Here is a 26,059-nt window from a genome sequence, read left to right as displayed (position 1 = left end):
GGGATGCTTGGGAGAGCACGAATGAACGACTTCGCCCTGTGGCCGGTGCTGGCGGGAACCGCCGCCTTCTTCGCGGTCGGCGCGCTGTGGTACGGGGTGATCTTCCCCAAGGTCTGGCAGCGCGCGGCGGGGCTCACCAACTCGCAGCTCCAGGCGAGCAACATGGGCCTGATCTTCGCGCTGACCTTCGCCTTCGAGATGCTGATCGCGATGGTCCTGTGGCACCTCCTCGCCCGCACCGACCCGCCCCCGCACGTGGTGATGATGATGGCGACGGGCTTCGCGGCGGGCGTGATGATCCCGGCGATCGGGATCAACTACCTGTACCTCAGGAAGAGCCTCGCGCTGTTCCTGATCGACGCCGGGCACTTCCTCGTCGGCATGGCGGCGATGGGCGGGGTGTTCGTGTGGTTCCGCTCGTAGCGGGGGCCTCTGTACCTTGCGTACCCACCTGGAATTTCGCTCCAAGAGCCTCCTCGATGCGCACGATGACCCGGACCTGCCGCAAGGCAAGGCGGTCGCGGCCTTGCTGATCTCCAAGCTGCCGAGCGCTGGTTTCGAGGTCGAGGATTCGGTGCCCGAGGACTGGGGATGGTGGGTCAGACTGCGCCATGATCCTTTTCCCCTCCGCATCGGCTGCGGCTTCTATCCGGAATACGAGGACGGCTTCCTGTGCTTCATCGAGCCGTCGAAGCCTTTCGTGCGGCGATGGCTCAGGCGAATACCGACCGAACAGCCGGTCGAGCGGCTGGCAGATGCCGTCGAGGGAATCTTGCGGGGAAGCGACGACATCCGCGACCTGCGGTGGTGGACGGAAGCCGAAGTGGCCCAGGGCTGACCATCCGCCACCTGAGGGCAGAGCTTGCGCCCCGGCAGGCCCGAACCCGCCGCCGCCTACGCTCCCGCGCCCTCGCTCCCCGCGGTAGGCACGATCTCGACCACCACGTCGCCCGGCTGGAGGCGCTTGCACTCGTCCTCCCAGAAGCCGATCGCGCGGCCCTGGCGGTAGACCCTCAGGCCCTGTCCGCCGCTCGCGAGGTCCTCGATCGAACGCCCGCACTCCTCGGGACTGACCGTCCGCTCGACAAGCTGCACCCGCCCGCCGACGCTGGCGAGGTCGGCGAGGTAATCGGCGATGTGCGCGCCCTTGACCGAGCCTGCCAGCAGCAGCCCGGTGAAGCGCACCGGGTTGATGACGTTGTTCGCGCCCGCCTGACGGGCGAGGAGCTCGTTGTCCTCCGCCCGCACCACCACGCTGATCGGCACGCTGGGCGCGAGGTGGCGGACGGTCAGCACGATCAGGATCGAGGTGTCGTCGCGCCCCGCCGAGACCAGCACGCTCGCCGCGCTGTCGATGCGCACCGCCTTGAGGTTCTCGTCGCGGGTCGCGTCGCCCGCCATCACGTTGACCCCGAGCTTCTCGGCCTCGGCCAGGCGCTCCTCCGAGGGGTCGATGACGACGATGCAGCGCGGGTCGACGCCGCGCGCGATCAGCTCGCCGACGCTCTGCGAGCCCGAGACGCCGTAGCCGAGCACGACCACGTGCCCGGTGAGCTGTTCCTGGATGCGGGCCATGCGCCATTTCTCCCAGCTGCGCTTGATGACGAAATCGTAGGCTGCGCCCACGAAGATGAACAGGACGGCGATGCGGACGGGGGTGACGATCACCGCCTCGATCAGCCGGGCGCGGTCGGAGATCGGGGCGATGTCGCCGAAGCCCGTCGTGGTGATCGAGATCATCGTGAAATAGACGACATCGAGGAAGCTGATGACGCCGTCGTGCCCGTCCTTCAGCCCCTCGCGGTCCCACCAGTGGATCGCGACCACCAGCCCGATCAGCAGGAAGGCGAGCCCGAGCCGGAGGCCGAGGTCGCCCCACACGGGCAGCTTCACCTGCCGCCGGAGCGGGCGAAACCGGTCAGCGAGCAGCGGCTTGCGCTTGAAGGGGTTGCGGCTCGGCTGGTCGGCCATCCGCGCGGGGCCCCTCAGGCGAAGCGCTCGGCGAGGAGGCCGATCGTCGAGTAATGCGTGAGGTCGAGCTGCAGCGGCGTGACCGCGACGAAGCCCTCCTCGATCGCCTCGAGATCGGTGCCGTGGTCGAGGGTGTGCTCGATCTGGTCCAATCCGAACCAGAAATAGCGGTAGCCGCGCGGGTCGCGGCCCTCGACGATGGTGCCGCGCGAATAGTCGTGGAAGCCCTGGCGCACGACGCGGATGCCCTTGACCTCCTCCGCGGGAATGGCGGGGAAGTTGACGTTGACGAGCGTGCGTTCGGCCATCGGCGCGTCGATCAGCTTCTCGAGCACCTTCGCGCCCCATTCGCTCGCCGCGCCGAAGGGGACGTCGTCGCCCATCCCCTCGCGGGCATAGACCTGGCTGAAGGCGATCGAGCGGATGCCGGCGAGCGCGCCCTCGATTGCGGCCGAGACCGTGCCCGAATAGGTGATGTCGTCGGCAAGGTTCGCGCCGCGGTTGACGCCCGAGAGGATGATGTCGGGCGGGGCGGGCATGACGGTGCGCAGCGCCATCATCACGCTGTCGGTGGGCGTGCCGGTGACCGCGAAGCGCCGCTCGCCATGCTTGTGGAGCCGCACCGGCCGGGTGAGAGTGAGCGAGTGGCCCGCGCCCGACTGCTCCTCGGACGGGGCGCAAACCCAGATGTCGTCGGAGAACCGGCGCGCGATCGCCTCCAGCACCGCGAGGCCGGGAGCGTGGATGCCGTCGTCGTTGGTGAGGAGGATGCGCATTACGAGGCGGGTTCCAATCGGGTGACGCCGCCCATGTAGGGCAGCAGGGCCTCGGGCACGGTCACCGAGCCATCGGCGTTCTGATAGTTCTCGATCACCGCCACCAGCGTGCGGCCGACCGCGAGGCCGGAGCCGTTCAGGGTGTGCACGAACTGGGTAGCCTTCTCGCCCGCGACGCGGTAACGGGTGTTCATCCGCCGCGCCTGGAAGTCACCGGTGTTCGAGCACGAGCTGATCTCGCGGAAGGCGCCTTGCCCCGGGAGCCACACCTCGAGATCGTAGGTCTTGCGCGCGCCGAACCCCATGTCGCCGGTGCACAGCAGGAGCTTGCGGTAGGGGAGGGCGAGGCGCTCGAGGATGGTCTCGGCGGCGCGGGTCATGCGCTGGTGTTCGGCCTCGGAGTCCTCGGGCCGCACGATCGAGACGAGCTCGCACTTCTCGAACTGGTGCTGGCGGATGAACCCGCGGGTGTCGCGCCCCGCCGCGCCCGCTTCGGAGCGGAAGCACAAGGTGAGCGCGGTCAGGCGCATCGGCAGCGCGCCCTCGTCGAGCAGCTCGCCCATGACGCTGGCGGTGAGGGAGACTTCCGAGGTGGGGATGAGCCAGTGCTCCCCGCCCGCGCGGAAGGAATCCTCCGCGAACTTAGGCAGCTTGTCCGTCCCGTACATCGCCTCGTCCTTGACGAGCACCGGAGGGTTGCACTCCGCATAGCCGTGCTCGCCGGTCTGGACGTCGAGCATGAACTGGCCGAGCGCGCGGTGGAGCCTTGCCATGCCGCCCTTGAGGAAGGTGAAGCGGGCACCCGATAGGCGCGCGCCGGTCTCGAAATCCATGCCGAGCGCCGGAGCGATGTCGGCGTGTTCCTTGGGCCCGAAGTCGAAGGCGCGCTTTTCGCCCCATTCCTTCTCGACCCGGTTGTCCTCCTCGCTCGCGCCATCGGGCACGTCGGCGGCGGGGAGGTTGGGGATGATCTCGAGCGCGGCCTTGAGCTCGCCCGCCAGCGCCTCGGCGCGGGCTTCCAGCGCGGGCATCGCGTCCTTCAGGGCGGCGACCTCGGCCTTGATCGCCTCGGCGCCCTCGCGGTCGCCCTTGGCCATCGCCGCGCCGATCAGCTTCGAGGCTTCGTTGCGGCGCGATTGCGCGACCTGCACCTCGGTGACGGCGGCGCGGCGCGCCTCGTCCAATGCGATCAGCGCGGCGGCCTGCGGCGGCAATCCGCGCCGCGCCAGCCCCGCGTCGAAGCTTTCCGGGTTGTCTCGGATCAGTCGGATATCGTGCATGGCCCGGGCCTATGCCCGCTCGCAGCGCCTGAGGGAAGGGGGGACCGCCGCTGCTGCCGAGCCGCACCCCCGCTGCGACGGAGCGAGGAACCGCGCCTCCCCGCGGCGGGTAGATGAAGCGAAGGAGAAAGACCCATGCTCAAGAGGATCATCGGCGCCGCGATCGGCGCGAAGCTCGCCAAGAACTCGCCCGCGGTGGGCGGCGCGACCGGGGCCGCGCTCGGCGCCGCGGTGCCTTGGGTGATAGGCCGGCTGAGCCTGCCCGGCATGATCGCGCTCGCCGCCGGGGGCTATGTCGCCAAGCGCTACATGGACAGGCGCGAGACCGCCGCCGCGGGCGGTCAGCGCCAGCTTCCCTCCCCGGCCGCGACCAAGCCCGTGCCGGTCGCTTCCAACGTCGATTACTGAAGACGGCGCAAACGGGGCGGCGCCCGGTGAGGCGCCGCCCCGAACCCTGCGTCAGAAGGCGAAGCCGACCATCACGTTCCAGGTGCGCGGATCGCCGAAATAGACGGTCTGGATGTTCCCGACCGAGCTGAACTCCTGCCCGTCGGTCTTGTAGAGCGTCTTCGTCAGGTTCTTCACCCCGCCCTGCACATACCACTTCCGCGCCGCATCGTCGTAGCGCAGGAAGGCATTGACCAGCCAGTAGCCGTCCTCGACGAGGCCGGGGCGGTTGTCGACGCTGAGGAAGTGCTTGTCGACGAAGCGCGCATCGCCGCCGAAGGTGATGCTGCCCGCATCACCAATGTCGATCCGGTAGTCGCTCGCGAGGTTGACGGTGAGCGGCGGGGCGAAGGCGGGCTCGCAGGTGATCCGCGTGCCGGTCGGGTTGCAGCTGAAGGCCGGGGCGCGGCGGCCGTCGTTGAACTCCTCGTATTGCGCATCGAGATAGCCGAGGCTGCTGCGCACCGTCCACGCCTTCGTCGGCTTGACCACGGCCTCGACCTCGGCGCCCCAGATCGACATCTTGCCGGCGTTGAGCACCGGGAAGGTGCCCACCCCGCCGCCGCCGACGCGCGCCTGGAAGTTCTTGAAGTCGCTGTAGAAGACGTTGGCCGCGAGATAGACCTTGCCGTCGGCGAAGCTCGCCTTGGCGCCGGTCTCGTAGGTCCACACCGTCTCGGGCGCGAAGCTCGTCACCAGCTGCGAGGTGCCGTTCACCACCAGCGTCAGGTCGGCGAGGCTGTTGGCGCGCCCGTTGAACCCGCCCGCCTTGAACCCGCGCGAGGCCGAGGCGTAGATCTGGCTGTCGGCGCTCGGCTTGTAGGAGAGCGTGACGCTCGGCGTCCAGGCGTCGAAGCTCACGTCGTTGTCGAGGTTGAGCGGCGCGGGGAGGTTGCCCGGGAAGCGGAAGGTCAGCCCGTTGAGCGCCGCCAGCGTCGAGGCGGTGGTGGTGATCCGGTCGTAGGTGCGCTTTTCCTTGGTGTAGCGTAGACCCGCGGTGAGGCTGAGGCTGTCGGTGAAGTCGTAGGTCGCCTGGCCGAAGGCGGCGTAGCTCTTGGTGTTCTGCCGGTCGTCGATGGTGCGCAGGAAGGTCAGCGGCAGCGCCCCGAAGGCGAACAGGTCGTCGGCATAGGCCTCCTGGTGCGAGGCGATCGTCTCGTTGAGGTAGAACAGGCCGAAGACGCCGGAGAAGCGGTCGGCGTCCCACTTCAGTTGCAGTTCCTGGCTGAACTGGCGCTGGTCGATGCCGACGAAGACGTCGCCGAGCTCGGCCTGGCTCGCATCGATGTCGATGAACAGGTCGGGCTCGAGCTTGCGCCACGCGGTGATGCTGGTCAGCGTGATCGCGTCGGTGAGCTCGTAATTGGCGGTGAGGTTGACGCCCCAGTGATCGAGCTTCTGGCCCTCGTCGCCGGTGAAGCTGGTCGAGGCCTTGTAGTCGTAGCGGCCATAGGGCTGCGCGGGGACGAGCGTCTGCGCGCCCAAAGTGAAGTTGGTGCGCAGCAGCGGCGCGGTCGGGTAGCCGAGGGTCAGCGCGTTGCGCTGGCGGTTGTAGTCGCCGCTCGCGAGGATCTCCAGCCGCTCGGTCGGCTGCACGCGCAGGATGCCGCGCAGGGTGAGGCTGTCGCGGTCGTTGTACTTGCGGCCCGTGCGCGGGTCGGTGACGAGGCCGTCGCGCTTGTCGTATTGTCCGGCGAGGCTCAATGCGACCTTGTCGGTGACGAGCGGCGCGCTGAGGTAGCCGTTGAGGACGATCTGGTCGTAGCTGCCGTAGAGCGCCGATCCGGCGGCCTTGAGGGTCGCGAGGTCGGGCTTGCGGCTGACGATCGAGATCGCCCCGCCGGTGGTGTTCTTGCCGTAGAGCGTGCCCTGCGGCCCGCGCAGCACCTCGATCCGCTCGACGTCGAACAGGCCGAGCAGCGCGCCCTGGATGCGGCTGAGGTAGACCCCGTCGACATAGATGCCGACCGCCGGGTCGAAGGTCTGGAGCGCGTCGGGCTGGCCGAGGCCGCGGATGAAGATGTTGGCGCTCGCCGCCGAGCCGCGGCCCTGGACGAGGTTCAGGTTGGGCGCGGCGGCCTGGAGGCCCGAGAGGTCGACCGCCTGGACGCGCTGGAGATCGGCCTGGTCGAAGGCGGTGACCGCGACCGGCACGTCGATCAGGCGCTCCTCGCGGCGGCGCGCGGTGACGACGATCTCGCCGCTGTCGGCGGCCTCGCTGGCGGTGGCGGCGGTGTCGGCGGCGGCATCCTGCGCGACGGCGGGCGCGGCGAAGGCGGCGAGCCCGGCCGACCCGGCGAGCAGCAGCGCACGGGCACGAAGTTTCATTGTCATGGCGGTTTCCTCTCCTGTCGCCCTTTGTATGGCGCTATCAATATTGAAAGGTGAACCACCTTTCAAGTTCAGACTTGCGCGCGGGGCCTGTGCCGCCTACCGAAAGCGCGGGAGGAGGTGCGGATGCGCAACACTGGCAGCAGCGCGGCGGAGGTCGACGCCAAGACGCCGCGCACCGAGCGCGGGCGGCGGACCTTGCGCAAGCTGCTCGACGCGGCCGCGGTGGAGTTCGGCGAGAAGGGCTTCCACGAGGCCTCGGTGAGCTCGATCACCCGCCGCGCCGGGGTCGCGCTGGGGAGCTTCTACACCTATTTCGACAGCAAGGACGCGCTGTTCCGCGCGCTCGTCGCCGACATGAGCGAGGCGGTGCGCACCAGCGCGCGCTCGGCGCTCAGCGAGGGCATGGGCGCGCTCGAGATCGAACGCGCGGCACTCGCCGCCTTCCTGCGCTTCGCGGCCGAGCACAAGGAGATCTACCGGATCATCGACGAGGCCGAGTTCGTCGATCCGGCGAGCTACCGCGCCCACTACGAGACGATCGCCGCGCGCTTCGCCGAGCGCCTCGCCGCGGGCAGCGCCTCCGGCGAGCTGCGCGAGGAGCTCGGCGAGCTCGAGGCCTGGGCCTTGATGGGGATCAACGTCTTCGTCGGCCTGCGCTACGTCGTCTGGGGCGAGAAGGGCGGGCCCGACGCCGAGGCGGTCGCGGCGGGGGTCAACCGCCTGCTGGCGGAGGGCATCGCGCGGCGGTAGGAAAGGCTGATCCGCTCCTCATCGGTTGTACTAATGCGACGCAGAAGCGCAAAAAAAGGGCGTGTTTTCAGCTTCGTTCATGTCGCCCTGACCCGGCTACCGCATGAACTATGCGAACCAGCTTGCTCTTGCCGCCCGCGCAGGTCTAGGCCGTCCCCATGATCCTCGCCATCCACGCCATTCCCTCAGCCCAGGATCTCGCCGCGATCCACGAGCGGATCGTGCTCCTCCAGTGGCGCGACGGGCGCGAGACCGCGGGGCCGGTGGCGCGCGAGGTCAAGCGCAACGAGCAGGCGGCGATGGAGGGGGCCGCCGGGCGCGCCCTGCAGGAGGAGATCACCCGCCTTCTCGCCGAGCACCCGGTGCTGCGCGCCGCCGCGCAGCCCCGCCGGTTCTCGCCGCTGCTCATCAGCCGCACCGCAGGCGGCGGGCACTACGGCGCGCATGTCGACAATGCGCTGATGGGGCGCGGTGCCAAGCGGCTGCGCACCGACCTCTCCTTCACTTTGTTCCTCACCCCACCCGGCGACTACGAGGGCGGCGAGCTCGTCATCCACGCCGCGGGCACCACCCAGTCGGTGAAGGGCGAGGCGGGGCACATGGTGCTCTACCCCTCGGGCGCGATCCACGAGGTGCGCCCGGTGACGCGCGGCACGCGGATCGTCTGCGTCGGCTGGATCGAGAGCCTCGTCGCCGACCCGGCGCGGCGCGAGATGCTGTTCGACCTCGAGAACCTGCGCGCCGCGCTGCGCTCGCAGCTCCCCAGCCAGTCGGCCGAGCTGCTGACGCTCGACAAGACCATCGCGAACCTATTGCGGATGTGGGCGCACCCCTGAGGCGCGCGGGGCGGCGGAAGCCTTCTTGGCCTGCACGGTGAAATACAGGATCAGGCTCACCCCGATGACGCTCGGCCCGGCCCAGATCGCGGGGTTGAAGACGTGCTCGGGCACCAGCCGGATCAGCCCGACCGACAGGAAGGCCGTGTAGGCCGAGATCCCCATGCCGATCAGCGCGCGAAAATGCTCGCCGACGTGCGTTCCCCTCGGCAGATCATCCCCCCGCCAGATGTAGCGCTGCTGGATCAGCATCGCGACGATGCCGATAAACGCGACCAACACCATCAGCGGGTGCCCGACCCGCCAGCCGTAGATTCCGCACCACGCCCCCGTCACGATCACCGCCGCGATCACGCCCTGATAACGCACCGCCCGCAGCGCCCGCCGGTCGCGCGAGTGCTTCACCACCGCGAGGCCGTAATCGACGAAGCCGATGGTCAGCACCCCGAGATAGAGCATCATCCACCCGAACAGCCCGTCGAACAGCGCGCGGTCGGTGATTTCGGGGTGGCGGTGCTCCGGACCGTAGAGCGACAGGAAAGCCATCGCGATGGCGAGCCCCCCTGCGCCAAGGAAACCGTAGCACGCCGCCCGGCCCCACTTGCGGTGCTTGCCTGAGCCCTTCTTCGTCGCGATCGGCCCCCAGAACGCCGTCAGCCCCACCGCGCCGGTGGCGACATGAAGGGCGACGAGCGCGTGGAACAGCGTCATGCCCGCCAGCATGACACAATGCGTGTCAGTTCGCTAGGACACTCTCACCGCACCCGCGAGGGCGCGACCAGCACCGCATTGGCGATCATCAGGTCGAGCCCTTCGAGATAGCCGCGGGTCGAGGGATCATGCGCGAAGCCGATCGTCAACCCGCGGCCCGTCCGCTGCGCCATGACATAGGGCTTGTAGGCGAGCTGCTTGCGGTTCTCGTCCCACACATAGCCGCTGGCGATGAGGTTCCCCGGAGCGGCGAAGCGCAGCGCGTTGACGCCCTTGGCGCGGTCGAGCGGGGTCCAGATCTGCGTGCCGGTCGCGAGCACCACGCCGCCCTCGTCATAGCCCGCCGAGAGAAAGTGGTCGGGCTCGCCCACCACGTTGAGCAGCGCGCCGGGCATGGTGTCGGGGAGCGCCGCCTGATCCTTGATGGCCTCGCGATATTCGGCGTCGGTGGCGATCGCCTGGCCTTCGGCGAGGTCGCCCTTGCCGTCCTTCTTCGCCTCGGGGTCGCGCCCCAGCGCCGCCTCGCGCTTCACCGCGAGGAGCGGGTTGTCGCCGCCGGTGAAAGCCTCGAGGCTTTCCCCGATCGCGACCAGCACCCCGCCGCGCTGGACGAAGGCGCGCAGGGCCCGCTGCCCGCCCTCGCCGAGCACGCCCGCCGGATTGCCCTCGGGCACCAGCACGACGTCGTAGTCCGCAAGGTCCGCGCGGGCGAGGCGGGCGGTGCGGATCGGCGTCACCGGCAGGCCGATGCGCTGTTCGAGCACGTAGCGCAGGGCGCCCGCCGAGAGCTGCGAGACCCCGTCGTCCCACGCCACCGCGACGCGCGGCAGGGTCAGGCGGGTGAAGTGCTCGCTGCCGAGGTTGGGGCCGGAATCGACCCAGCCGTTCACGAGCGCGACAGTCTCGGCACCGACCTCGTCGGCAATCGCGGCGAGGCGCGCCATCTTCTCGGGGGTGTTGGAGCCGGCGGGGAAGACCACCGTGCCGCGCGGGAAGCTGCGCCCGGCGGTCACGAAGGCCTTGTCGGTGACGCGGCCCTCGATGCCTTCGCGCAGGGCCAGCGTGACGAGCCGCGCCTGTCCGCCGTCGCTCCACGGCACGGCGATGGCGAAACTGCCGGTGCCGGAAGCCTTGGCGGCGATCGGCGTGTCGGCGCTCATCGCCTCGCCGGGCGCGGCGGCGTTGCACAGGCTGACATCGACGCCCGCCATCGGGCCGACCGACCAGGCGGTGACGTCGTAGAGCTCGTGCGGCAGGTCGACCGCGCGGCGGCGCTCCTGCTCGGCGAGGAAATCGGGCGGGAGCGGGGTGTCCTTGTCGAGGAGGCTGCGCACCAGCCGCGCCGCGGGCTGGGCCTGGGGCACGGCGAGGTAGCCCGCCGGATAGGACCTGCCGCAGAGGCTCGCAGCGCCCTCGCGGCGCAGCACGGTGATGCCCTGCGCCGCGAGCCGTCGGCCGAGGCGTTCGGCGTTCCAGCGCTTCTTGGCAAGGTCGATCACGTAGGAGCCCTTGCCCGCCGCGCCGGTGGCATTGGCGGCGCGGTAGGCGGCGAAGTCGGCGAGGAACTTCGCCGGATTGTCGGCGACCGCCTCGGCGGTGGCGAGGCTGGCGGTGAAGTGGTTCATCACCCCGTCGGCATAGGTGAGCGTGGTGCCGTCCCTGCGCTCGAACACGAGGCCTCGTGCCGAGCCCTGCTCGTAGGTCGAGCCGATCGCCCCCTGATGCGCGTTCCAGGTGTCGCCGTAGCCGGGGTAGAAGAGGTCGTAGACCTCGCGGGTGAAGTAGGGCTCGCCGCGCGCGTCGAAGGCGGCGGCGTTGTAGCGGCCGATCAGCTCGTAGGCGCGGATCTGCGCGGGCGTGAGGTTGGGGCTGAAGGGCTGGGCGGCGGGCGAGAAGAAATAGGTCTCGTCCCCGCCCATCTCGTGGAGGTCGACGACCACCACCGGGTTCCATGCGCGGATCGCGGCGACCTTGCCGCGCGTCTCGGGCTGGGAGAGGGTGAACCAGTCGCGGTTCAAGTCGAACATGTAGTGGTTGACGCGGCCCGAGGGCCAGGGTTCGTCGTGCTCGGCCGCCTGCCGGTCGGCATCGGCGGCGATCCCGGTCGAGGCGAGGAAGTTGTTGACGAAGCGCGCCCGCCCGTCGGGGTTCTGCATCGGGTCGATGACGAGGATGGTGTTGGCGAGGATCTTCGCCGCGCGCGCGTCGTCCTTCGCGGCGAGGAGGTGATAGGCGGTCATCAGCGCGGCGTCGGTCGAGGAGATCTCGTTGCCGTGGACCCCGTAGGCGAGCCAGGTGACGGGGAGCGCGGTGCCGTTGCCGGGCTTTCCGGCGGCGATGGCCGCAAGGTCGGCCTTGATCGCGTCGAGGTTCGCGATGTTCGGGGGCGCAGAGATGACGAGGTAGGTGAGCGGGCGGCCCTCCCAGCTCGTCGCATATTGCACGAGCCGCGTGCGATCGGGCGCGGCGGCGGCGAGGGCCTTGATATAGGCGACCGCCTGGTCGGGCGGGGTGATGCGGGTGCCCGGGGCGTGGCCGGCGCTCTGGGTGAGGGTCGGGATCGCGGGGTCGAACTGCCCTTGCGCGAAGGATTGCGCGGCGGCGGGGGCGGCAACGAGCGGGGCGAGGGCCGCGGCGAGAAGGAGGCCGGCGCCCCGGAAAGCGTTGAGCATGATGGTTCCTTGCACTTCCCGCCGGACGGCGGAGCGGCCGAGTGTTGCCGCGACAAGGTGGCCGCGGTCAAGCCGGGAGGGGCGAATGACGAGGAGGCGGCGGGCGGGGCGGCGCGCAGGGCGGCGGCGGCAGGGTGGAGTCAGGCCCCGTCCAGACCCCCTCCAGCCCGCTCCAGACCCCCGTCACACCCCCGCCATCCCCCCCACCGGCGGCGCATTTCGGCGATGTTTCACGTGAATCATCGCTCGGCCAGACGAAAAGCGAGGCGGCTGCGCGGGGCAGCCGCCTCCAGTCTCTTGCCGGCCTGCTCATCGGAACCGGAACCGCAGGCGGCAAGCTTGCGGATCACTCCGCCGGCGGCGCCTCGGGCTGGGCCGGAGCCGGTGCCGGAGCCGGTGCCGGGGCGACCCCGCCCTCGCCCTGCGCCCCGCCCGCGACCAGCACGTCGCCCGAGGCGCTGAACATCCCCGCCGGCAGCGCGCGGGTGACCTTGCCCTGCTTGACGACGATCTGCTCGACCTCGCCCCGGCCATTGGCGACGACCTCGCGCACCTTGCCGAGCGAGGCGCCCTCCGGGGTCGTCACCGGCATCCCGCGCGAGACGGTGAAGGCACCCTCACCCGCCGCCGCCGCGCTCCCGGCCACCGCGAAGAGCGGGCCTGCGAGCGAGGCGCTCCCGTCGCCCGCGGCCGAGCCGCTGCCGCCGCCGGTCGCGCCGCCGGCGGGCAGCGCGGTTGGAGTAGCCGAGGCCATCCCCATCGCGGTGCCGGCCGCCTGGCCCGCCATGCCCCGCGCGCTCTCGGCGGCGGGGGCGAGGGCGCCGGTGACCGCGTCGGTGCCGAGCAGCTGCGCGTTCGCGCTGCCCCGTCCGCTCGCCGAGCCGCTGCCCCTCGCCTGCGTCATCGACCCCATCTGGCCCATCGGCGGGACGACGAGGTCGGCGAGGCTCGCGGTCGAGCCGGTCAGCGAGCCCTCGGCGCTGCGCTCGGCGGCGACGGTGCCCTTCTTGGCGTCGACCGACTGGCTGCCGCGGGTCGAGCCGCGGCCGCTCACGGTGCTATCGACCGTGCCGCGCACCGTGGTGGTGGTGCGCTCGAGGGTTCCGCCGAGCGTGCCCCCGATGCTGCCGCCGAGGCCGCCCCCGAAACCGCCGCCGCCTCCGAGCAGCTGCGCCTCAGCGGCAGCGGGGAACAGGGCGAGGGCGCTGGCGGCGAGGATGAGCTTCTTCATGTTCGTCTCCTTTCAGATACCTGGCGGGACTTCGCTTGCCCGCTCGAAAGGAAAACGGATGGGGCGGCGCGCTTAATCCACGGCGCTCCGGAAAAATCACTTCCGCTGGCCGCAGCCCCCGCACAGCAGGCCGCGCCCGAAGGCGGCGTCCGCGCCTTTCGGGCCGAGATCGCGCGCCTCGGCATCGAGCCGCGCGCGCCACGCCGCTCCGCCGCCGAGCGCCGCCGCCACCCGCGCCGCGGCGAGGGGAGCGGCAAAGCTGGTGCCGCGCCACGCCCTCGTCCGCCCGCGCGCATCGGGCGCATGGACCTCGGCGCCGGGTGCGGCATAGTCGAGGTGCAGCGCCCGCCCGGCCTCGATCAGCGCGCGGCCCTTGCGGTCGACCCCGGTGATCGCCAGCACCCCCGCATAGGACGCCGGGTAGGCGGGCGGCGCGGCCGGGCCGTCGTTGCCGACTGCGGCGACCACCACCACCCCCTTGGCCTGCGCCGCCGCGACCGCCCGCGCGACAAGCGCGCTGCGCGGGCCGACCAGGCTGATCGTCACCACCCGGCACCCCCGCGCCGTCAGCCAGCCGAGCGCGCCCGCGAGGGCCGAGGCATTGCCGCCCGCCGGGTCCCTGCCATAGACGTCCGCCACGAGCAGCCGCGGCGCGCCATGCGCGTGGACGAGGCTCGCCACCGCGCTGCCGTGGTCGGAGGGGTGCGGCGCGCCCGCGGCGAAGCCCTTCTGCGCGAGCACCGGCACGCCCGCGCCGACCCCGCCGTCGATCACGCCGACCTGCACCTCAGCCGCTGCCGTCGCCGCTTGCGCCGTCGCGGCGAGGGGAAGGGCGCGGGAGGGGAGGGCTCCGCCTGCCGCGAGGTGCAGCGTGTCGGCCTCCACCTCGGCCTCAGGGGCGAGCGCGGCGGCGCGGGCCTGCGCCTCGGCGAGCGGCATCCCCGCCGGCACCACGAGGCGCGCGAAGGCGATGTCGAGCCCCTCGATCCGCTCGCGGGCCAGCACCCGGAAGCCCGCCGCCTCTAGCGCCGCGAGTTCCGCCTCGGCGACGCCCGTCGCCAGCAGCGCGCCGCGCCGGGCGAGGTTGCCGCCGGAGTCGCGCTCGATCGCCTCGGGATGCGCGCCGAGCAGCCGGTCGAGCGCCCGCTCGCGCAGCCGCAGCAACCCGCGCGCCTGCCGTTCGGTGAGCGCGCCGGCTTCGCCGAGGGTCTCGTCGAGCGGCCCGGTGACATCCCCCAGCACCTCGCCGACCCGAGGCACGCGCACCGGCACCGCGGGCACCTGGAGCTGCGCGGCCAGCGGGAAGCCGACCGTCCCGGCAAGGGCCGCCATCGCCAGCAATCTCGTCACGCCGCGCATCATTGGCCTCTTTCCCCATTTCGCATTAAGCATGGATGAAACGGACGAGCCCATCCGTTTCATCCCCAGTGAAAGGCATGGAACGCTGCCCGAGAGCTTCGAGAACCAGGTGCTCGCCCTGCTGCCGCGGCTGCGGCGGTTCGCGATCGGGCTCGCCGGGTCCCGGGCCGACGGCGACGACCTGTGCCAGATGACCATCGAGCGCGCCCTTGCCCGCCGCGACCAATGGCAGGCAGGAACGCGGCTCGACAGCTGGATGTACCGGATCATGCGCAACATCTTCATCGACGAGGCCCGCGCCGGGGCGCGCCGCCGCGAGACCTTCGTGGACGCGGAGGCGGGTCTCGCGGTCGGCGGCGAGGGGGCGCAGGAGGCCGCGGTCGAGCTGTCGCTGATCGACCGCGCGATGGCCCGCCTGCCCGACGAGCAGCGCGAGGCGGTGCTGCTGGTGATGGTCGAGGGCTGGTCCTACAAGGAGGCCGCGGCAATCGTCGGCTGCCCGGTCGGCACGCTCAATTCGCGGCTGGTGCGCGGGCGCGACGCGCTGATGGCGATGCTGGAGGATGCGCAATGAGCGTGAGCGAGGAGCGGCTCGCGGCCTATGCCGACGGCGAGCTCGAGGGCGCGGAGCGGGCCGAGGTCGAGGCGGCAATCGCCGCAGACCCGGCGCTCGCCGCGCGGCTCGCCGCGCACCGGGCCTTGAAGGCGCGGCTCGCGGCGCATTACGCACCGCTTGCCGAAGAGGCCGTGCCGGACCGGCTCGCGGCGCTGCTGGCGGTGCCGCCAGCGGCCCCTGCCGAGGTGGTGAGCCTCGCCGCCGCGCGGCAGAAGCGCGGGCTTGCCCCGGCGGTGCGCCGCTGGGCGCCGATCGCGGGTCCGGCGCTCGCGGCCTCGCTGATCCTCGCGCTGTGGCAGCCGTGGCAGGCCGGCGTGCCCGAGGGCTACGCGCGGGGCGAGCTGGCGGCGGCGCTCGACACGCAGCTGGCGGGCGATCAGCCGTCGGGCGCCCCGACGCGCATCCTCCTCAGCTTCGCACGCACCGAGGGCGATCTGTGCCGCGCCTACCGCTCGGGCGCGGAAGGCGGGATCGCGTGCCGCGACGCGGCCGGCTGGAAGATCGAGCGGCGCTTCGCGCTGGACGGCGCGCCGGCGGGCCAGTTTCGTCAGGCCGGAAGCGAGGCCGACCTCATGGCCGCAGCGCAGGATATGGCCGCAGGCGGGGCGCTCGATGCCGAAGGCGAAGCCGCGGCGCGCAAGCGGGGGTGGACGCAGCCCTGACGCTGCTGCCGCGGTTCGCGCCCTGGAGGCACAGGCCCTGCTGGCCGCGCGCACGCCCGCCTCAACGGTCGCTCCGTTCTAGAAGAGTCCGAGGGCGCCACATCGGATGGGCACGATCGCCCCGGAAGTTCCCGAGCGCGCTTGGGGACCAGACCAACCGGCGCCCGGAAACCTCGGGTGGCTGCATCTCCGCGGGTGGTAGGGGGAGCCTCCCGCAGAGATGCATGATGCGCCCCGGGCGGACCCGGGGAGCGTCATGCTGCGCGATCGGCCGACAGGGACCTGAACGGCTTTGCGCGCAGGAAAGATTGTTAGGGAGCGGGGCGGCAAGAAATCGTCAGGGCCGGTCCCGTAGCACTACGGGGTTGCATCGGCCGGCGCTCGTCCGGTGCATCGCGGAGGCGCGCAAACGGCTTGCCCGCCTCGCACGAAGGCCGGCACCATCTCTCTCAAGCGAAGGAAAAGATGGTGGGCGCGACAGGGATTGAACCTGTGACCCCACCCGTGTGAAGGGTGTGCTCTACCGCTGAGCTACGCGCCCGTCCGAGGGCCCTCGCGGGCCGGACAGGGGCGCGCCTTTAATGGGGTCGGGCGGGCTTGGCAAGCGCCACCGCACCGGCCGCTTGCGATTTAGCGGCCGGCGAGCCAGGCGAGGAGCGCGAGCAGGCCCTCTGGCGCGGCGGTGCTGCTTCGCACCGGGACGGCAGGCGCGGCAGGGCAGGCGATGCACAGCGCCTGGATCCCGCGCGTGCCGGTCAGGCGCTGCACGTCGTCGAGCAGCCTTGCGGCGAGGCTCTCGCGGCTGACCGCGGTCATCGCGAAGAGATCGCCGCCCGCGGACGCGGGGGCCTCCTCCTCGCGGGTGACGAGCTGGCGGATCAGCGAATCATAGCTGTTGCCCTTGTCGCCGAGATAGACCGCGTGCCACTCGCCGTCCTTCGCCCCCGCCTTCTCCGCCGCCCAGGCGAGCGCCTCGGGCATACCGCCGAAAGCGTCGACGAGGCCGTTCTGGCGCGCCGTGCCGCCGTCCCAGACCTGCCCCTGCGCGATGGCGTCGACCCGCTCGACCGGCATTCGCCGCGCCTTCGACACCAGCGCGAGGAAGTCCTTGTAGGTGCCCGCGATGGTGGTCTGGAGCAGGCTGTCCATCGCCGGGGTGAAGCCGCCGAGCGGGTCGGGCTGGCCCGACAGGTCGGTGGTGCGATAGCCGTCGGCGGTCACCCCGAGCTTCGCCGCGGTGCCCTCGAAGGTCGGGACCACCGCGAAGACGCCGATCGAGCCGGTGACGGTCTCGGGCTCGGCGAAGACCCGCTCGGCCGGAGTCGAGACCCAGTAGCCGCCGCTCGCCGCCATGTTGGCCATCGACACCGCGACCGGGATCCTGCGGTCGCGGTAGCGCTGGATCGCGCGGCGGATTTCCTCGGAGGCGGTGACCGAGCCGCCGGGCGAATCGATCCGCACCACCAGCGCGGCAAGGTCGTCGTCGAGCGCCTCGTCGAGGAGGTCGGCGATCCGCGTGCCGCCCGCGACGCCCGGCCCTGCCTTGCCGTCGACGATCTCGCCGGCGATCGTGACGACCCCGATCTTTTTCCCTGCGCGGCTCTCCCCGATGTCGGCGAGGTAGGCGGGAAGCTCGCTCGCGGCGAAGGCGCCGGGCTTCTCGCTCCACGGGTCCTTGCCGGCGAGCTCGGCCACGCGCGCGCCGAACTGCGCCCGGTCGCCGAGCCGGTCGACGAGGCCCGCGGCGAGCGCCGCCTCGGCCATGTCGCCGCCCGAACTTTCGATCCACGCCTGCGGGTCGCCGGTCACCCTCGCGAGCTGGAGCTTTGGCCGGGCGCGGGTGACATTGGCCTTGTACTCCTCCCACAGCGCCGCGTAGAGCCCGCCGATATTGGCCCGCGCCGCATCGGACATCGAGGTGCGCGACCACGGCTCGACCGCCGCCTTGAACTCGCCCACCCGGTAGACCCGAGCATTCACCCCGAGCTTCTCGAGCAGCCCGGCATAGTAGAGGTTGTGGCGCCCTGGTCCCGAGATCACCGCCACCCCGATCGGGTCGAGCCACACTTCGCTCGCATGGGCGGCGATGAGGATGTGGTCGTCGGCATAGGCCTTCGCGTAGGTGAGCACGGGCTTCCCGGCCTTGCGGACCCGGTCCATGCTCTCCCCGATGTCCTTGAGGTGCACCTGCCCACCGCCCAGGAAGGTGGTCATGTCGATCACCACCGCCTTGACCCGGGCGTCGGCCGCGGCGGCGTCGAGCGCGCGGGTGATGTCGCGCGCGCGGGTCTCGCCGACCGGCGCGGAGCGCGACAGCAGCGCCTCGATCGGGTCGAGCGAGGAGCGCTCCTCGACGACGATGCCGGAGAGGTCGATCAGCAGCGCCCCGTCGCGCACCTGCCCCGGATTGGGCCGCGCGGAGAGGATGCCGAACAGCGCGACGAAGAACAGCAGCATGAACAGGAGGACGAGCCCGTCCTTGATCCCGACGAGGATCTTCCACACCTTGCCGACGAAGCTCATCAATGGTTTCCTTGTGCCTTGCCCCCCGATCTAGGGCCTTGCCCCGCGAAGTTCCAACGGAAAGCGTCAGGCATGGGTTGAGCGGGCGAGCCGGCTCGACTAAGGGCGTGGCTTTGATGACCGCGACCGACCTTTCCGCCTCCGCAACCCGCTTTCCGGCCGGGCGGATGGCCTTTCCGCACCGCGACCTCACCGGTATCGGCCACCTCCAGCGTCACGAAATCCTCTACCTCCTTCACGAGGCCGAGCAGTGGGTCGCGCTGAACCGGCAGAGCGCCAAGCACTCGGACCTGCTCGCCGGGCTCACCATCATCAACGCCTTCTTCGAGAACTCGACCCGCACGCTGCTCAGCTTCGAGATCGCGGGCAAGCGGCTCGGGGCGGACGTCGTCAACATGCACGCGGCGCAAAGCTCGGTGAAGAAGGGCGAGACGCTGATCGACACCGCGATCACGCTCAATGCGATGCGCGCCGATGCGATCGTGATCCGCCACGGCTCCTCGGGGGCGACCCGGCTAATCGCGGACAAGGTCGATTGCCCGGTGCTCAATGCGGGCGACGGGCAGCACGAGCATCCGACGCAGGCGCTCCTCGATGCGCTGACCCTGCGCCATGCCCTCGCCGAGCGCGGGGAGGGGGCGGAGGACTTCACCGGCCTCAGGATCGTGATCTGCGGCGACATCCTCCACAGCCGCGTGGCACGCTCGAACATCCTGTGTCTGACCGCGCTGGGCGCCGAGGTCCGCGTCTGCGCGCCCCCGGCGCTGATGCCCGCGGGGGTCGAGGCGATGGGGGTGAGCGTCCACCACCGCTTCGACGAGGCGCTCGAGGGCGCCGAGGTGGTGATGATGCTGCGCCTCCAGTCCGAGCGGATGAGCGGGCAATTCGTGCCCAGCGCGCGCGAATACCGCCACCTCTACGGCCTCACGAGGAAGCGCCTCGCGCTCGCCCGGCCCGATGCCCTGGTCATGCACCCCGGCCCGATGAACCGCGGGGTCGAGATCGACAGCGAGGTCGCCGATCTGGCCGGACGCTCGCTCATCACCCGGCAGGTCGAGATGGGGGTGGCGATCCGCATGGCGTGCCTCGACATCCTGACCCGCGAGGCGCGGGGGCAGGAGGGGTGGGCATGAGCTTGCCGGACCAGTCCCGTTCGCCTCGAGCGAAGCCGAGAGGCCTTGGCGCGGTGTGTCTCGACTGCGCTCGACACGAACGGAGCATTGCGTGAAACAGGTGCGGCCTCTCACCATCACCCGCGCGCGGCTCGTGACCCCCGGCGGCCTCGCCGAGGGGGCGCTGCGCTGCTCTGACGGCGTGATCCTCGCCCTGGGCAGCGACGTGCGGCCCGAGGACGGCGACGAGACCCTCGACGCGCGTGGCAAGCTCCTCGCCCCCGGCCTCGTCGACCTCGGGGTCTTTGCGGTCGACAAGCCCGCCTTCCACTTCGGCGGCATCACCCGCGCGGCGCTGATGCCCGACCAGTCGCCGGCGCTCGACCTGCCGAGCCGGGTCGGCTTCATCGCCAAGAGCGGCAAGCCCGACCTCTGGGTCCACCCGCTCGCCGCCGCCACCCGCGCCCTCGAGGGGCGGGAGCTTGCCGAGCTCGCGCTGATGCAGGAGGCGGGGGCGAGGGGCATTGCGACCGGGCGGCGCTGGATCGCCGATTCGGGCGTGATGCTGCGGCTCCTGCAATATGCCGCGATGCTCGGCCTCGTGGTCGTCACCCATGCCGAGGACGCGGGGCTGGTCGGCGAGGCCTCCGCCACCGCCGGGGAGATCGCGACCCGGCTGGGCCTCCCTGCCGCCCCTGCCGAGGCCGAGGCGCTGGCGATTGCCCGCGACATTGCGCTTGCCGAACTGGCGGGGGCCAGACTCCATATCCGGCAGGTGACGACCGCCCGGGGATTCGATCTGGTGCGCGCCGCCAAGGCCCGGGGGCTCGCCGTCACCTGTGGGATCACCCCTGCGCATTTCCTTCTTTCCGACCTTGCGACCGTTGACTTCCGCACCTTCGCCCGCCTCTCGCCGCCCCTGCGGAGCGAGGCCGACCGGCAGGCCGCGCGCGCTGCGATTGCCGACGGGACGGTCGATGTCATCGCCAGCGGGCACGACCCGCGGGGGCCGGAGGACAAGCGCCTGCCCTTCGCCGATGCCGCGCCGGGGATGGCGGGAGCCGAGACGCTGCTCGCGATGGTGCTCGCCTTGGTGCGCGACGGCGTGATCGACCTGCCCCGCGCCTTCGATCTCGTCGCGGCCAACCCCGCACGCCTGCTCGGGGCTCCCGCCGGGGCGCTCGCCGCGGGGCTCGAGGCCGACCTCGCGCTCATCGACCCGGACGCGCCGTGGATCATCGATCGCCGCAAGATGGAGGCGACCGCCGACAACACCCCCTTCGACCGCCAGGGCGCGTTCGGGAAGGTGCTCGGGCTGTGGAAGGGCGGGGTCCGGCTCGGCGCCTGAGCCCGCCTTTGCATTCTCCGCGCGGGAAGCGTATTCCCGCTCCAGGGATTGGGGGAAAGCGACATGGCAACACAGGTGCATCTTGCGCAGGCGGCAGGGCAGGGGTCCTCGCTTGGCGAGGCGGTCGACCGCTGGTTCTTCGTCGGCATGGCGCTGTTCCTCGTCACCGTGATCCTCGTCGGCTTCGTGCCCGACAGCTTCCTGCGGATCGAGGACATCGCCGCGGGCGGGCGGGGGGGCTTCCTGTGGCAGGCCCATTTCCACGCGCTGACGATGGCGAGCTGGATGGCGCTGCTGCTCGCCCAGACGCTGCTGATGGCGACGGGGCGCGGCGGGTGGCACGGGCAGCTGGGGGTGCTCGGGATGGTGCTCGCCCCGCTGCTGGTGATCGCCGGGGTGATGCTCGTGCCCGCGAATTTCGCCGCGCGGGTCGCCTTTGCGCAAGGCGCGGGCGAGAGCCCCGCGGAGATCGCGCAGATGATGCGCGCCATGACCAACACCGCCGCGATGCAGCTCAGGAGCGGCTTCTGCTTCGCGGTGCTGGTCGGCCTCGGGTTCGCCGCGCGGGGGCGCGATGCGGGGCTGCACAAGCGCTTGATCATCCTCGCCACCATCGCGCCGATCGGGGCGGCTTTCGCGCGGATGCCGTTCCTGTGGAATTCCGGTCCGGCGAGCCCGCTCTCGACGCTGCTGTGGCCGACGCTGTGCCTCGTGCCGATGCTGGCATGGGACCTCGCGCGGGGGCGCGGGGTGCACCGGGCCTACTGGATTTACCTCGCCGTCATGGTGCCGACGGGGACGGCGGTGATGCTCGCCTGGAACAACCCCGCGTGGCAGGCCTTCGCCCGCCCGCTGCTCGGCGGGTGATTCGCCCCGTCCTACAACCGAGCCCCGCGCGAGGCGCCGCATGATGGCGGGCAAGCCGGGGTCAAGCGGCGGCTGAGGGGGGTGTAGAGGGGGTGTAGAGGGGGTGTAGAGGGGGTGTAGAGGGGGTCTGGACGGGCCTGGAAGCGGCCCGGAACGGCTTTCCGAAGTTGGTTTCACGCCGTTTTATCCAAGAAATCCAGCGCCGTACATCGCATCACCGATGTTTCACGCCGCCAGCCGGGCCGCAATGGCCCCGGACAGCCATTTGCAGACCCTAGGCCGCCCTACGCCCGTAGGAAAGCGCCCCGCGGCACGCCCCTCTCGCAGGGCAAAAGAAAACTCCCGGACAGCGTGGGGGCCGTCCGGGAGCGAGGTTGCTCATGAGGAAAGAGAAAGCTCAGCGGGTGCGGGCGGCGACCCGGACTTCGCTCGCGACCGCGCCCTTGGGCGGGCTCGAGGCGGCATAGGCGAAGCAGCCGCGCCCGGCCGACTTGACCGTCCCGCACATGGCCCTGGCGCTCTGCCGGCCGAAGCCGTCGGCGGCGACGCGCCAGAAGGTGCGGCCATTGACGACCGCCTGGGTGATGACCGGCGAGCGGTCCCCCAGCTGCGGGAACTTGGCCTTGAGCACCACCCAGCCGCGCTCGGCCTCGAGCTTGCTGCTATAGGCGCCGAGCTGGACGAGGTGCGTGCCCTCGGGTTTGGCGACGGGCGCCTGCACCGCGGCGGCGGTGGCGGCCATGCGGCGCTGGGGAACGGCACCGGCGACGCGCGGTGCGCCCGTGCCGCGAACGCCGAGTTGCTGCACGACCGGGTTCGAGACGTAGCGTAGCCCCTGGCTGGAGGCCGGCTCGACGGTCGCGATCGCGGGCTCGGCGGGGGCAAAGGCCTGGGTGAAGGCGGGCGAGGATTCGGCGGCGGCGACCTGCACGGGCTCCTCGTCGGCGGAGACATCGCCCTGCGCCGCCGCCTCGGCGACCATCACCTCCTGCGCGGGGAAGTTGGCGAGCGCGAGGCGCTGCGGCTGGCCGGCATCGGCGCGCGGGGTCACGTCGAGCAGCGCGGCGATGCGCTGCTGGAACATCTCGGGCGCGGCGGCCGTGGCCCATTCGCCGAGGCGCGCGTCGAGCTGGTCGGCGGGCACGTCTTCGGCGGCCATCACGCGGGCCATCTTCCAGTTGCCGGCAAGGGCATAGGTGTAGGCGAGGTTCTGGCGCAGCTTGGGCGAGGCCTCATCGCTCGCGCGCACCGCATTGACGAGCACGCCCGCCCCGCGCTCCGGCTGCCCGGCGAGCGCGAGGGCGAGCCCGAGGTCGGCGGGGTCGATGCTGTCCGCATATTCGTCGAGCACGCTCGCCGCCGCGCGGCCTTCGCCGAGCGCTATCCTGGCGAGCGCGAAGCTCAGCACGGTGCGCGGGTTGTCGTCACCGAGGTCGAGCGCGTCGCCGAAGCTGGTCGCCGCCGACTGGAAGCGCCCCGCCTCGAGATAGGCGGCGCCCAGCAGCGCGCGAAAGCCCGGATTGCGCGGATCGGCGAGGACCGCGGCCTCGGCGTGCGCGATCGCCTTGTCGACCTGCCCCTTGGCGAGCGCCCCATGCGCCTTGTCGAAGGAGACCTGCGCGGGCGGTGCGGCGGAGGTCATGCAGCCCGGCAGCGCCAGCGCGGCGATCGCGGTGGTGGCGGCCAGCGCGAGGCGCGGAGCGGTAAGTCCGGTCTTGAGCTTGCGGTCCATGGTCTTGGTCCCCTGTTCGTATCGGCTGTTCGGTCGGTGGCGGGTCACGCCGCTCAATGGCGCTTCAGGTGGTTGGCGATGACCTCGAGCTCGTCATATTCGGCGAGCAGGCGGTCCAAGGCCTCGGTCACCAGCACCTGCGCGCTGACGCCGTGCATGGTGGCGGCGAGGCGCAGCTTGAGGTGGCGGTCGGCGTCGAGGCGCAGGGTGAAGGCGGCGCGGCGGCCCGACTGGGCGGCGGGGACGCGGGCCCTGGCCTTGGTGGCGGGCACCGCGGGCGCGAGCGGCGCGTGGAGCGATTCGTCCGCCTCCCCGGCGGTGAAGCCCTCGTCCTCTTCCTCGTCGTATTCGGGCTCGCGATCCTCGGGGCCGGTCATCGCCGCATCGGCGAGCACGCGCTCCTCGAGCCGGCGCTGCTGGCGGCGCACGATCGGGCCGGCGGGATCGGACGCGGGCGCGACGTCGCCGTGGATCGGCACGATCTCGGCACCGGACGGCTCACCGTCGCCCATATCGTTCCAGCCGAGATCCTCGAGCTGCTCCTCGGGGAGCGCAGCGACCACCGCCTCGTCGGCGACCAGCGGGGCGACCTGCGGGCGCATCGCGGGCTTGGCGCCGCCCTTGCGGGCCAGCAGCGAGGGGCCGAGCGAGGCGAAACCGGGTTCGGACATGGTGCTCTCGCCCCCCGCGCGTCTTACTGGGCCACCCGGCGACCGAAGCCGCCCGCGGGACGCGGCACGCCGCCCATCTGCATCGGCGCATTGGGCGCGGCGGCGAAGACGGTGCGGCGGAAGTTCTTTTCGAGCCGGTCGGCGATGTAGCGCCACAGCGCCGCGATCTCGGCGGCCGAACGGCTTTCCGGGTCCACTTCCATCACCGTGCGCCCGTCGATCATCGAGGCGGCGAAATCGGTGCGGTGGTGCAGCGTGATCGGCGCGACCGTGCCGTGCTGCGAAAGCGCGACCGCGGCTTCCGAGGTGATCTTGGCCTTGGGGGTGGCGGCGTTGACGACGAACACCAGCGGCTTGCCCGCGCGCTCGCACAGGTCGACCGTGGCGCCGACGGCGCGCAGGTCGTGCGGGGAGGGGCGGGTCGGGACGACGATCAGCTCGGCGACCGAGATCACCGACTGGATCGCCATGGTGATCGCCGGCGGGGTGTCGATCACCGCGAGCTTGAAGCCCTGCTGGCGCAGCACCTGGAGGTCGTTGGCGAGCCGCGCGACGGTGGTCTGGGCGAAGGCGGGGTATTCCGCCTCGCGCTCGTTCCACCAGTCGGCGAGCGAGCCTTGCGGGTCGATGTCGATCAGCACGACCGGGCCGGCGCCGGCGCGCTGCGCCTGGACGGCGAGATGTCCGGACAGGGTGGTCTTGCCCGATCCACCTTTCTGCGATGCCAAAGCGAGTACACGCAACGCCTGGGTCCCCCATGGATTGAACCGTCGCACGCCGCCCGATTGCAGCGCCTGACAACGGCTGGATGGGCATGGCTTCGCAGGATACCCCTAATTTAGGGTTAACACCCCGCGCCTCGGGCAGGCTTGTCATCGACCCCCGGTTCGGCCGGGCGGGCCGCCGGATCGGCCCTCAGTGCGCGGCAACCATTTGCTAACCCTGTTCGGCTATCCGGCGGCTAACGCATGATTTCCCGATCGCGAGGCGAAGGCAGAAGGATGACGAGCATCACGATGTGCAAACCCGCAGGCGCGCTGCTCGGCGCAGGGCTGCTGGCGCTGCTGGCCGGACCGGCGCTCGCCGACGTCAAGGCCGGGGTCGACGCCTGGAGCGCGGGCGACTTCAACCGCGCGGTGGTCGAATGGCAGGGTCCGGCGGCGGCGGGCGATCCCGATGCGCTGTTCAACCTCGCGCAGGCCTATCGGCTGGGGCGTGGGGTCGAGGTCGACAATGCCCGCGCGCGCAAGCTCTACGAGGAGGCCGCGAAGCTCGGCCACGTCAAGGCGGCCGACAATTTCGGGCTGATGCTGTTCCAGGAGGGCGAACAGGCCCGCGCCATGCCGCTCATCAAGGCCGCCGCCGAGCGCGGCGATCCGCGCGCGCAGTACGTGCTCGGCCTGTCGCACTTCAACGCCGACTATGCGGCCAAGGACTGGGTGCGCGCCTATGCGCTGATGACCCTTGCCAATGGGGCGGGCCTGCCGCAGGCGCGCGACGCGCTCGCGCAGATGGACAAGTATGTGCCGCAGGCGCAGCGCGTTGCGGCGCAGTCGCTCGCCCGCGAGCTCGACGCGGGCGCGCGCTCGCAGCGCCAGGCGGAGCTGGCCGCGGCCGAGCTCGGCTCGAAGCCGGTTCCTGCCGCCGCGCCCGCGCCCGCCGCGAAGGCGCCGCCGCAGGTCGCGGTGAGCGCGCCCAAGCCGATGGGCCTGCCGCCCGCGCCCAGGCCGCTCACGCCCCAGCCCGTCACCCAGAAGCCCGCCGCGCCGGTGGTGCTCGCCGCGGCCCAGCCGCCCGCGCCGAGGCCGGCGCTCGCCGCCGCGCCCACCCCCGCGCAAGCCGTGCGCAAGCAGGGCCGCTGGCGCGTCCAGCTCGGCGCCTTCGGGGTCGCCTCCAACGCCGACAAGCTGTGGCGCGAGGTCGGCGGACACGCCGCGCTCGCCGGGACTGCCAAGACCCTGCTGCCGAGCGGCAACCTCACCCGCCTGCTCGCCTCCGGCTTTTCGAGCGAAGCCGAAGCCTCGCGCGCCTGCGCCTCGCTGAAGCGCGACGGCAAGGCCTGCGTGGTGGCGGGGCAGGGCTGAGCCCCCGGGCGCACGCGCGACGAATGGCGTGATCGTCTCGACGGGGGGCCCTTTCCAAGCCCGCCGGAGTCGCTAAT

At 71.5% G+C, this 26,059-nt stretch carries 23 protein-coding genes and 1 tRNA gene; 11 read left to right on the top strand and 13 right to left on the bottom strand.

Annotated elements, in window-relative coordinates; all coding sequences use genetic code 11:
- The first annotated feature begins 21 nt into the window (after nt 1-21).
- Together ACLBKU_RS12395 and ACLBKU_RS12390 are read left to right on the top strand one after the other, a co-directional pair.
- Nucleotides 22-423, top strand: coding sequence for a DUF1761 domain-containing protein (locus ACLBKU_RS12395; RefSeq protein ID WP_410179869.1), 402 nt, complete (start codon nt 22-24; stop codon nt 421-423).
- A gap of 16 nt (nt 424-439) precedes the next feature.
- Nucleotides 440-838, top strand: a complete 399-nt coding sequence (locus tag ACLBKU_RS12390; RefSeq protein ID WP_410179868.1) for a hypothetical protein — start codon at nt 440-442, stop codon at nt 836-838.
- A gap of 56 nt (nt 839-894) precedes the next feature.
- Here ACLBKU_RS12390 and ACLBKU_RS12385 read toward each other — a convergent pair whose 3' ends face one another.
- Genes ACLBKU_RS12385 through serS form a run of 3 tightly spaced genes read right to left on the bottom strand, consistent with a single transcriptional unit; the run spans nt 895 to nt 4,027 of the window.
- On the bottom strand, nt 895-1,971 hold the full coding sequence (locus tag ACLBKU_RS12385; RefSeq protein WP_410179867.1) for a potassium channel family protein: 1,077 nt from the start codon (nt 1,969-1,971) through the stop codon (nt 895-897).
- Nucleotides 1,972-1,985: 14 nt separating this feature from the next.
- Nucleotides 1,986-2,747, bottom strand: coding sequence for a 5'/3'-nucleotidase SurE (gene surE / locus ACLBKU_RS12380; protein WP_410179866.1), 762 nt, complete (start codon nt 2,745-2,747; stop codon nt 1,986-1,988).
- On the bottom strand, nt 2,747-4,027 hold the full coding sequence (serS, locus tag ACLBKU_RS12375) for a serine--tRNA ligase (RefSeq protein ID WP_410179865.1): 1,281 nt from the start codon (nt 4,025-4,027) through the stop codon (nt 2,747-2,749). Before serS ends, surE begins: the two co-directional genes overlap by 1 nt.
- 135 nt (nt 4,028-4,162) lie before the next feature.
- Here serS and ACLBKU_RS12370 point away from each other — a divergent pair, with 135 nt between their 5' ends.
- The gene (locus tag ACLBKU_RS12370; RefSeq protein ID WP_410179864.1) at nt 4,163-4,435 is read left to right on the top strand and encodes a hypothetical protein; all 273 of its coding nucleotides are present in this window, start codon (nt 4,163-4,165) and stop codon (nt 4,433-4,435) included.
- 51 nt (nt 4,436-4,486) lie between these two features.
- Here ACLBKU_RS12370 and ACLBKU_RS12365 read toward each other — a convergent pair whose 3' ends face one another.
- The gene (locus ACLBKU_RS12365) at nt 4,487-6,808 is read right to left on the bottom strand and encodes a TonB-dependent receptor (protein ID WP_410179863.1); all 2,322 of its coding nucleotides are present in this window, start codon (nt 6,806-6,808) and stop codon (nt 4,487-4,489) included.
- 123 nt (nt 6,809-6,931) lie between these two features.
- Between ACLBKU_RS12365 and ACLBKU_RS12360 the strand changes: the two genes are divergently transcribed.
- The gene (locus tag ACLBKU_RS12360; RefSeq protein WP_410179862.1) at nt 6,932-7,558 is read left to right on the top strand and encodes a TetR/AcrR family transcriptional regulator; all 627 of its coding nucleotides are present in this window, start codon (nt 6,932-6,934) and stop codon (nt 7,556-7,558) included.
- Nucleotides 7,559-7,716: 158 nt separating this feature from the next.
- Entirely contained in the window at nt 7,717-8,394 is a 678-nt protein-coding gene (locus tag ACLBKU_RS12355; RefSeq protein ID WP_410179861.1) for a Fe2+-dependent dioxygenase, read from the top strand.
- Here ACLBKU_RS12355 and ACLBKU_RS12350 read toward each other — a convergent pair.
- The 4 genes from ACLBKU_RS12350 to ACLBKU_RS12335 all read right to left on the bottom strand — a co-directional run bounded on the left by ACLBKU_RS12350 (nt 8,368) and on the right by ACLBKU_RS12335 (nt 14,358).
- Nucleotides 8,368-9,105, bottom strand: coding sequence for a hypothetical protein (locus tag ACLBKU_RS12350; protein ID WP_410179860.1), 738 nt, complete (start codon nt 9,103-9,105; stop codon nt 8,368-8,370). The genes ACLBKU_RS12355 and ACLBKU_RS12350 overlap by 27 nt on opposite strands.
- Before the next feature lie 44 nt (nt 9,106-9,149).
- Nucleotides 9,150-11,777, bottom strand: a complete 2,628-nt coding sequence (locus ACLBKU_RS12345) for a M14 family zinc carboxypeptidase (RefSeq protein ID WP_410179859.1) — start codon at nt 11,775-11,777, stop codon at nt 9,150-9,152.
- Between the two features lie 346 nt (nt 11,778-12,123).
- Nucleotides 12,124-13,008 carry a hypothetical protein gene (locus ACLBKU_RS12340; protein WP_410179858.1) on the bottom strand — a complete coding sequence of 295 codons (885 nt, stop codon included), beginning with the start codon at nt 13,006-13,008 and terminating at the stop codon, nt 12,124-12,126.
- A 96-nt stretch (nt 13,009-13,104) separates the two neighbouring features.
- Nucleotides 13,105-14,358, bottom strand: a complete 1,254-nt coding sequence (locus tag ACLBKU_RS12335; protein WP_410179857.1) for a S8 family serine peptidase — start codon at nt 14,356-14,358, stop codon at nt 13,105-13,107.
- 40 nt (nt 14,359-14,398) lie between these two features.
- Between ACLBKU_RS12335 and ACLBKU_RS12330 the strand changes: the two genes are divergently transcribed.
- Both ACLBKU_RS12330 and ACLBKU_RS12325 read left to right on the top strand, forming a co-directional pair.
- Entirely contained in the window at nt 14,399-14,941 is a 543-nt protein-coding gene (locus ACLBKU_RS12330; RefSeq protein WP_410179856.1) for an RNA polymerase sigma factor, read from the top strand.
- Nucleotides 14,938-15,645: a zf-HC2 domain-containing protein gene (locus tag ACLBKU_RS12325; RefSeq protein WP_410179855.1), complete on the top strand. Its 708-nt coding sequence runs from the start codon at nt 14,938-14,940 to the stop codon at nt 15,643-15,645. The genes ACLBKU_RS12330 and ACLBKU_RS12325 overlap by 4 nt, the downstream gene beginning before the upstream one ends.
- A 466-nt stretch (nt 15,646-16,111) precedes the next feature.
- Here the strand turns inward: ACLBKU_RS12325 and ACLBKU_RS12320 are convergent.
- Nucleotides 16,112-16,186 (bottom strand) — tRNA-Val (locus ACLBKU_RS12320).
- Nucleotides 16,187-16,275: 89 nt separating this feature from the next.
- Nucleotides 16,276-18,168, bottom strand: a complete 1,893-nt coding sequence (sppA, locus tag ACLBKU_RS12315; protein WP_410179854.1) for a signal peptide peptidase SppA — start codon at nt 18,166-18,168, stop codon at nt 16,276-16,278.
- Between the two features lie 116 nt (nt 18,169-18,284).
- On the opposite strand from sppA, the gene ACLBKU_RS12310 reads away from it, so the two are divergent.
- The 3 genes from ACLBKU_RS12310 (at nt 18,285) to ACLBKU_RS12300 (ending at nt 21,495) form a co-directional block, all read left to right on the top strand.
- Nucleotides 18,285-19,301: an aspartate carbamoyltransferase catalytic subunit gene (locus ACLBKU_RS12310; RefSeq protein ID WP_410179853.1), complete on the top strand. Its 1,017-nt coding sequence runs from the start codon at nt 18,285-18,287 to the stop codon at nt 19,299-19,301.
- Between the two features lie 91 nt (nt 19,302-19,392).
- Nucleotides 19,393-20,628 (top strand): dihydroorotase, encoded by a 1,236-nt coding sequence (locus ACLBKU_RS12305; protein WP_410179852.1) that lies wholly within the window; start codon nt 19,393-19,395, stop codon nt 20,626-20,628.
- Nucleotides 20,629-20,691: 63 nt separating this feature from the next.
- Entirely contained in the window at nt 20,692-21,495 is an 804-nt protein-coding gene (locus ACLBKU_RS12300; protein ID WP_410179851.1) for a hypothetical protein, read from the top strand.
- A gap of 397 nt (nt 21,496-21,892) precedes the next feature.
- Here ACLBKU_RS12300 and ACLBKU_RS12295 read toward each other — a convergent pair whose 3' ends face one another.
- From ACLBKU_RS12295 to ACLBKU_RS12285, 3 genes are read right to left on the bottom strand one after another with little or no spacing between them, the layout of a single operon-like run.
- The gene (locus ACLBKU_RS12295) at nt 21,893-23,227 is read right to left on the bottom strand and encodes a tetratricopeptide repeat protein (protein ID WP_410179850.1); all 1,335 of its coding nucleotides are present in this window, start codon (nt 23,225-23,227) and stop codon (nt 21,893-21,895) included.
- 53 nt (nt 23,228-23,280) lie between these two features.
- A complete protein-coding gene (locus ACLBKU_RS12290) occupies nt 23,281-23,898 on the bottom strand; it encodes a hypothetical protein (protein WP_410179849.1) in 618 nt (205 codons plus the stop codon).
- 23 nt (nt 23,899-23,921) lie between these two features.
- The gene (locus tag ACLBKU_RS12285) at nt 23,922-24,641 is read right to left on the bottom strand and encodes an AAA family ATPase (RefSeq protein WP_410179848.1); all 720 of its coding nucleotides are present in this window, start codon (nt 24,639-24,641) and stop codon (nt 23,922-23,924) included.
- Between the two features lie 258 nt (nt 24,642-24,899).
- Between ACLBKU_RS12285 and ACLBKU_RS12280 the strand changes: the two genes are divergently transcribed.
- Complete coding sequence (locus tag ACLBKU_RS12280; protein WP_410179847.1) at nt 24,900-25,982, top strand: SPOR domain-containing protein; 1,083 nt, start codon at nt 24,900-24,902, stop codon at nt 25,980-25,982.
- Nucleotides 25,983-26,059 lie beyond the last annotated feature (77 nt).

The organism is Erythrobacter sp. NE805 (genome assembly GCF_046452355.1).
Lineage (GTDB): Bacteria > Pseudomonadota > Alphaproteobacteria > Sphingomonadales > Sphingomonadaceae > Erythrobacter.
The sequence above is the reverse complement of the archived record's forward strand: the minus strand, read 5'-3'. Positions and strand labels throughout refer to the sequence as shown.

Coding starts and splice junctions, on each gene's coding strand:
- ACLBKU_RS12395 (WP_410179869.1), top strand. CDS start 22: ATGAACGACTTCGCCCTGTGGCCGGTGCTGGCGGGAACCGCCGCCTTC.
- ACLBKU_RS12385 (WP_410179867.1), bottom strand. CDS start 1,971: ATGGCCGACCAGCCGAGCCGCAACCCCTTCAAGCGCAAGCCGCTGCTC.
- surE (WP_410179866.1), bottom strand. CDS start 2,747: ATGCGCATCCTCCTCACCAACGACGACGGCATCCACGCTCCCGGCCTC.
- serS (WP_410179865.1), bottom strand. CDS start 4,027: ATGCACGATATCCGACTGATCCGAGACAACCCGGAAAGCTTCGACGCG.
- ACLBKU_RS12370 (WP_410179864.1), top strand. CDS start 4,163: ATGCTCAAGAGGATCATCGGCGCCGCGATCGGCGCGAAGCTCGCCAAG.
- ACLBKU_RS12365 (WP_410179863.1), bottom strand. CDS start 6,808: ATGACAATGAAACTTCGTGCCCGTGCGCTGCTGCTCGCCGGGTCGGCC.
- ACLBKU_RS12360 (WP_410179862.1), top strand. CDS start 6,932: ATGCGCAACACTGGCAGCAGCGCGGCGGAGGTCGACGCCAAGACGCCG.
- ACLBKU_RS12355 (WP_410179861.1), top strand. CDS start 7,717: ATGATCCTCGCCATCCACGCCATTCCCTCAGCCCAGGATCTCGCCGCG.
- ACLBKU_RS12350 (WP_410179860.1), bottom strand. CDS start 9,105: ATGACGCTGTTCCACGCGCTCGTCGCCCTTCATGTCGCCACCGGCGCG.
- ACLBKU_RS12345 (WP_410179859.1), bottom strand. CDS start 11,777: ATGCTCAACGCTTTCCGGGGCGCCGGCCTCCTTCTCGCCGCGGCCCTC.
- ACLBKU_RS12340 (WP_410179858.1), bottom strand. CDS start 13,008: ATGAAGAAGCTCATCCTCGCCGCCAGCGCCCTCGCCCTGTTCCCCGCT.
- ACLBKU_RS12330 (WP_410179856.1), top strand. CDS start 14,399: ATGGATGAAACGGACGAGCCCATCCGTTTCATCCCCAGTGAAAGGCAT.
- ACLBKU_RS12325 (WP_410179855.1), top strand. CDS start 14,938: ATGAGCGTGAGCGAGGAGCGGCTCGCGGCCTATGCCGACGGCGAGCTC.
- sppA (WP_410179854.1), bottom strand. CDS start 18,168: ATGAGCTTCGTCGGCAAGGTGTGGAAGATCCTCGTCGGGATCAAGGAC.
- ACLBKU_RS12310 (WP_410179853.1), top strand. CDS start 18,285: ATGACCGCGACCGACCTTTCCGCCTCCGCAACCCGCTTTCCGGCCGGG.
- ACLBKU_RS12300 (WP_410179851.1), top strand. CDS start 20,692: ATGGCAACACAGGTGCATCTTGCGCAGGCGGCAGGGCAGGGGTCCTCG.
- ACLBKU_RS12295 (WP_410179850.1), bottom strand. CDS start 23,227: ATGGACCGCAAGCTCAAGACCGGACTTACCGCTCCGCGCCTCGCGCTG.
- ACLBKU_RS12290 (WP_410179849.1), bottom strand. CDS start 23,898: ATGTCCGAACCCGGTTTCGCCTCGCTCGGCCCCTCGCTGCTGGCCCGC.
- ACLBKU_RS12280 (WP_410179847.1), top strand. CDS start 24,900: ATGACGAGCATCACGATGTGCAAACCCGCAGGCGCGCTGCTCGGCGCA.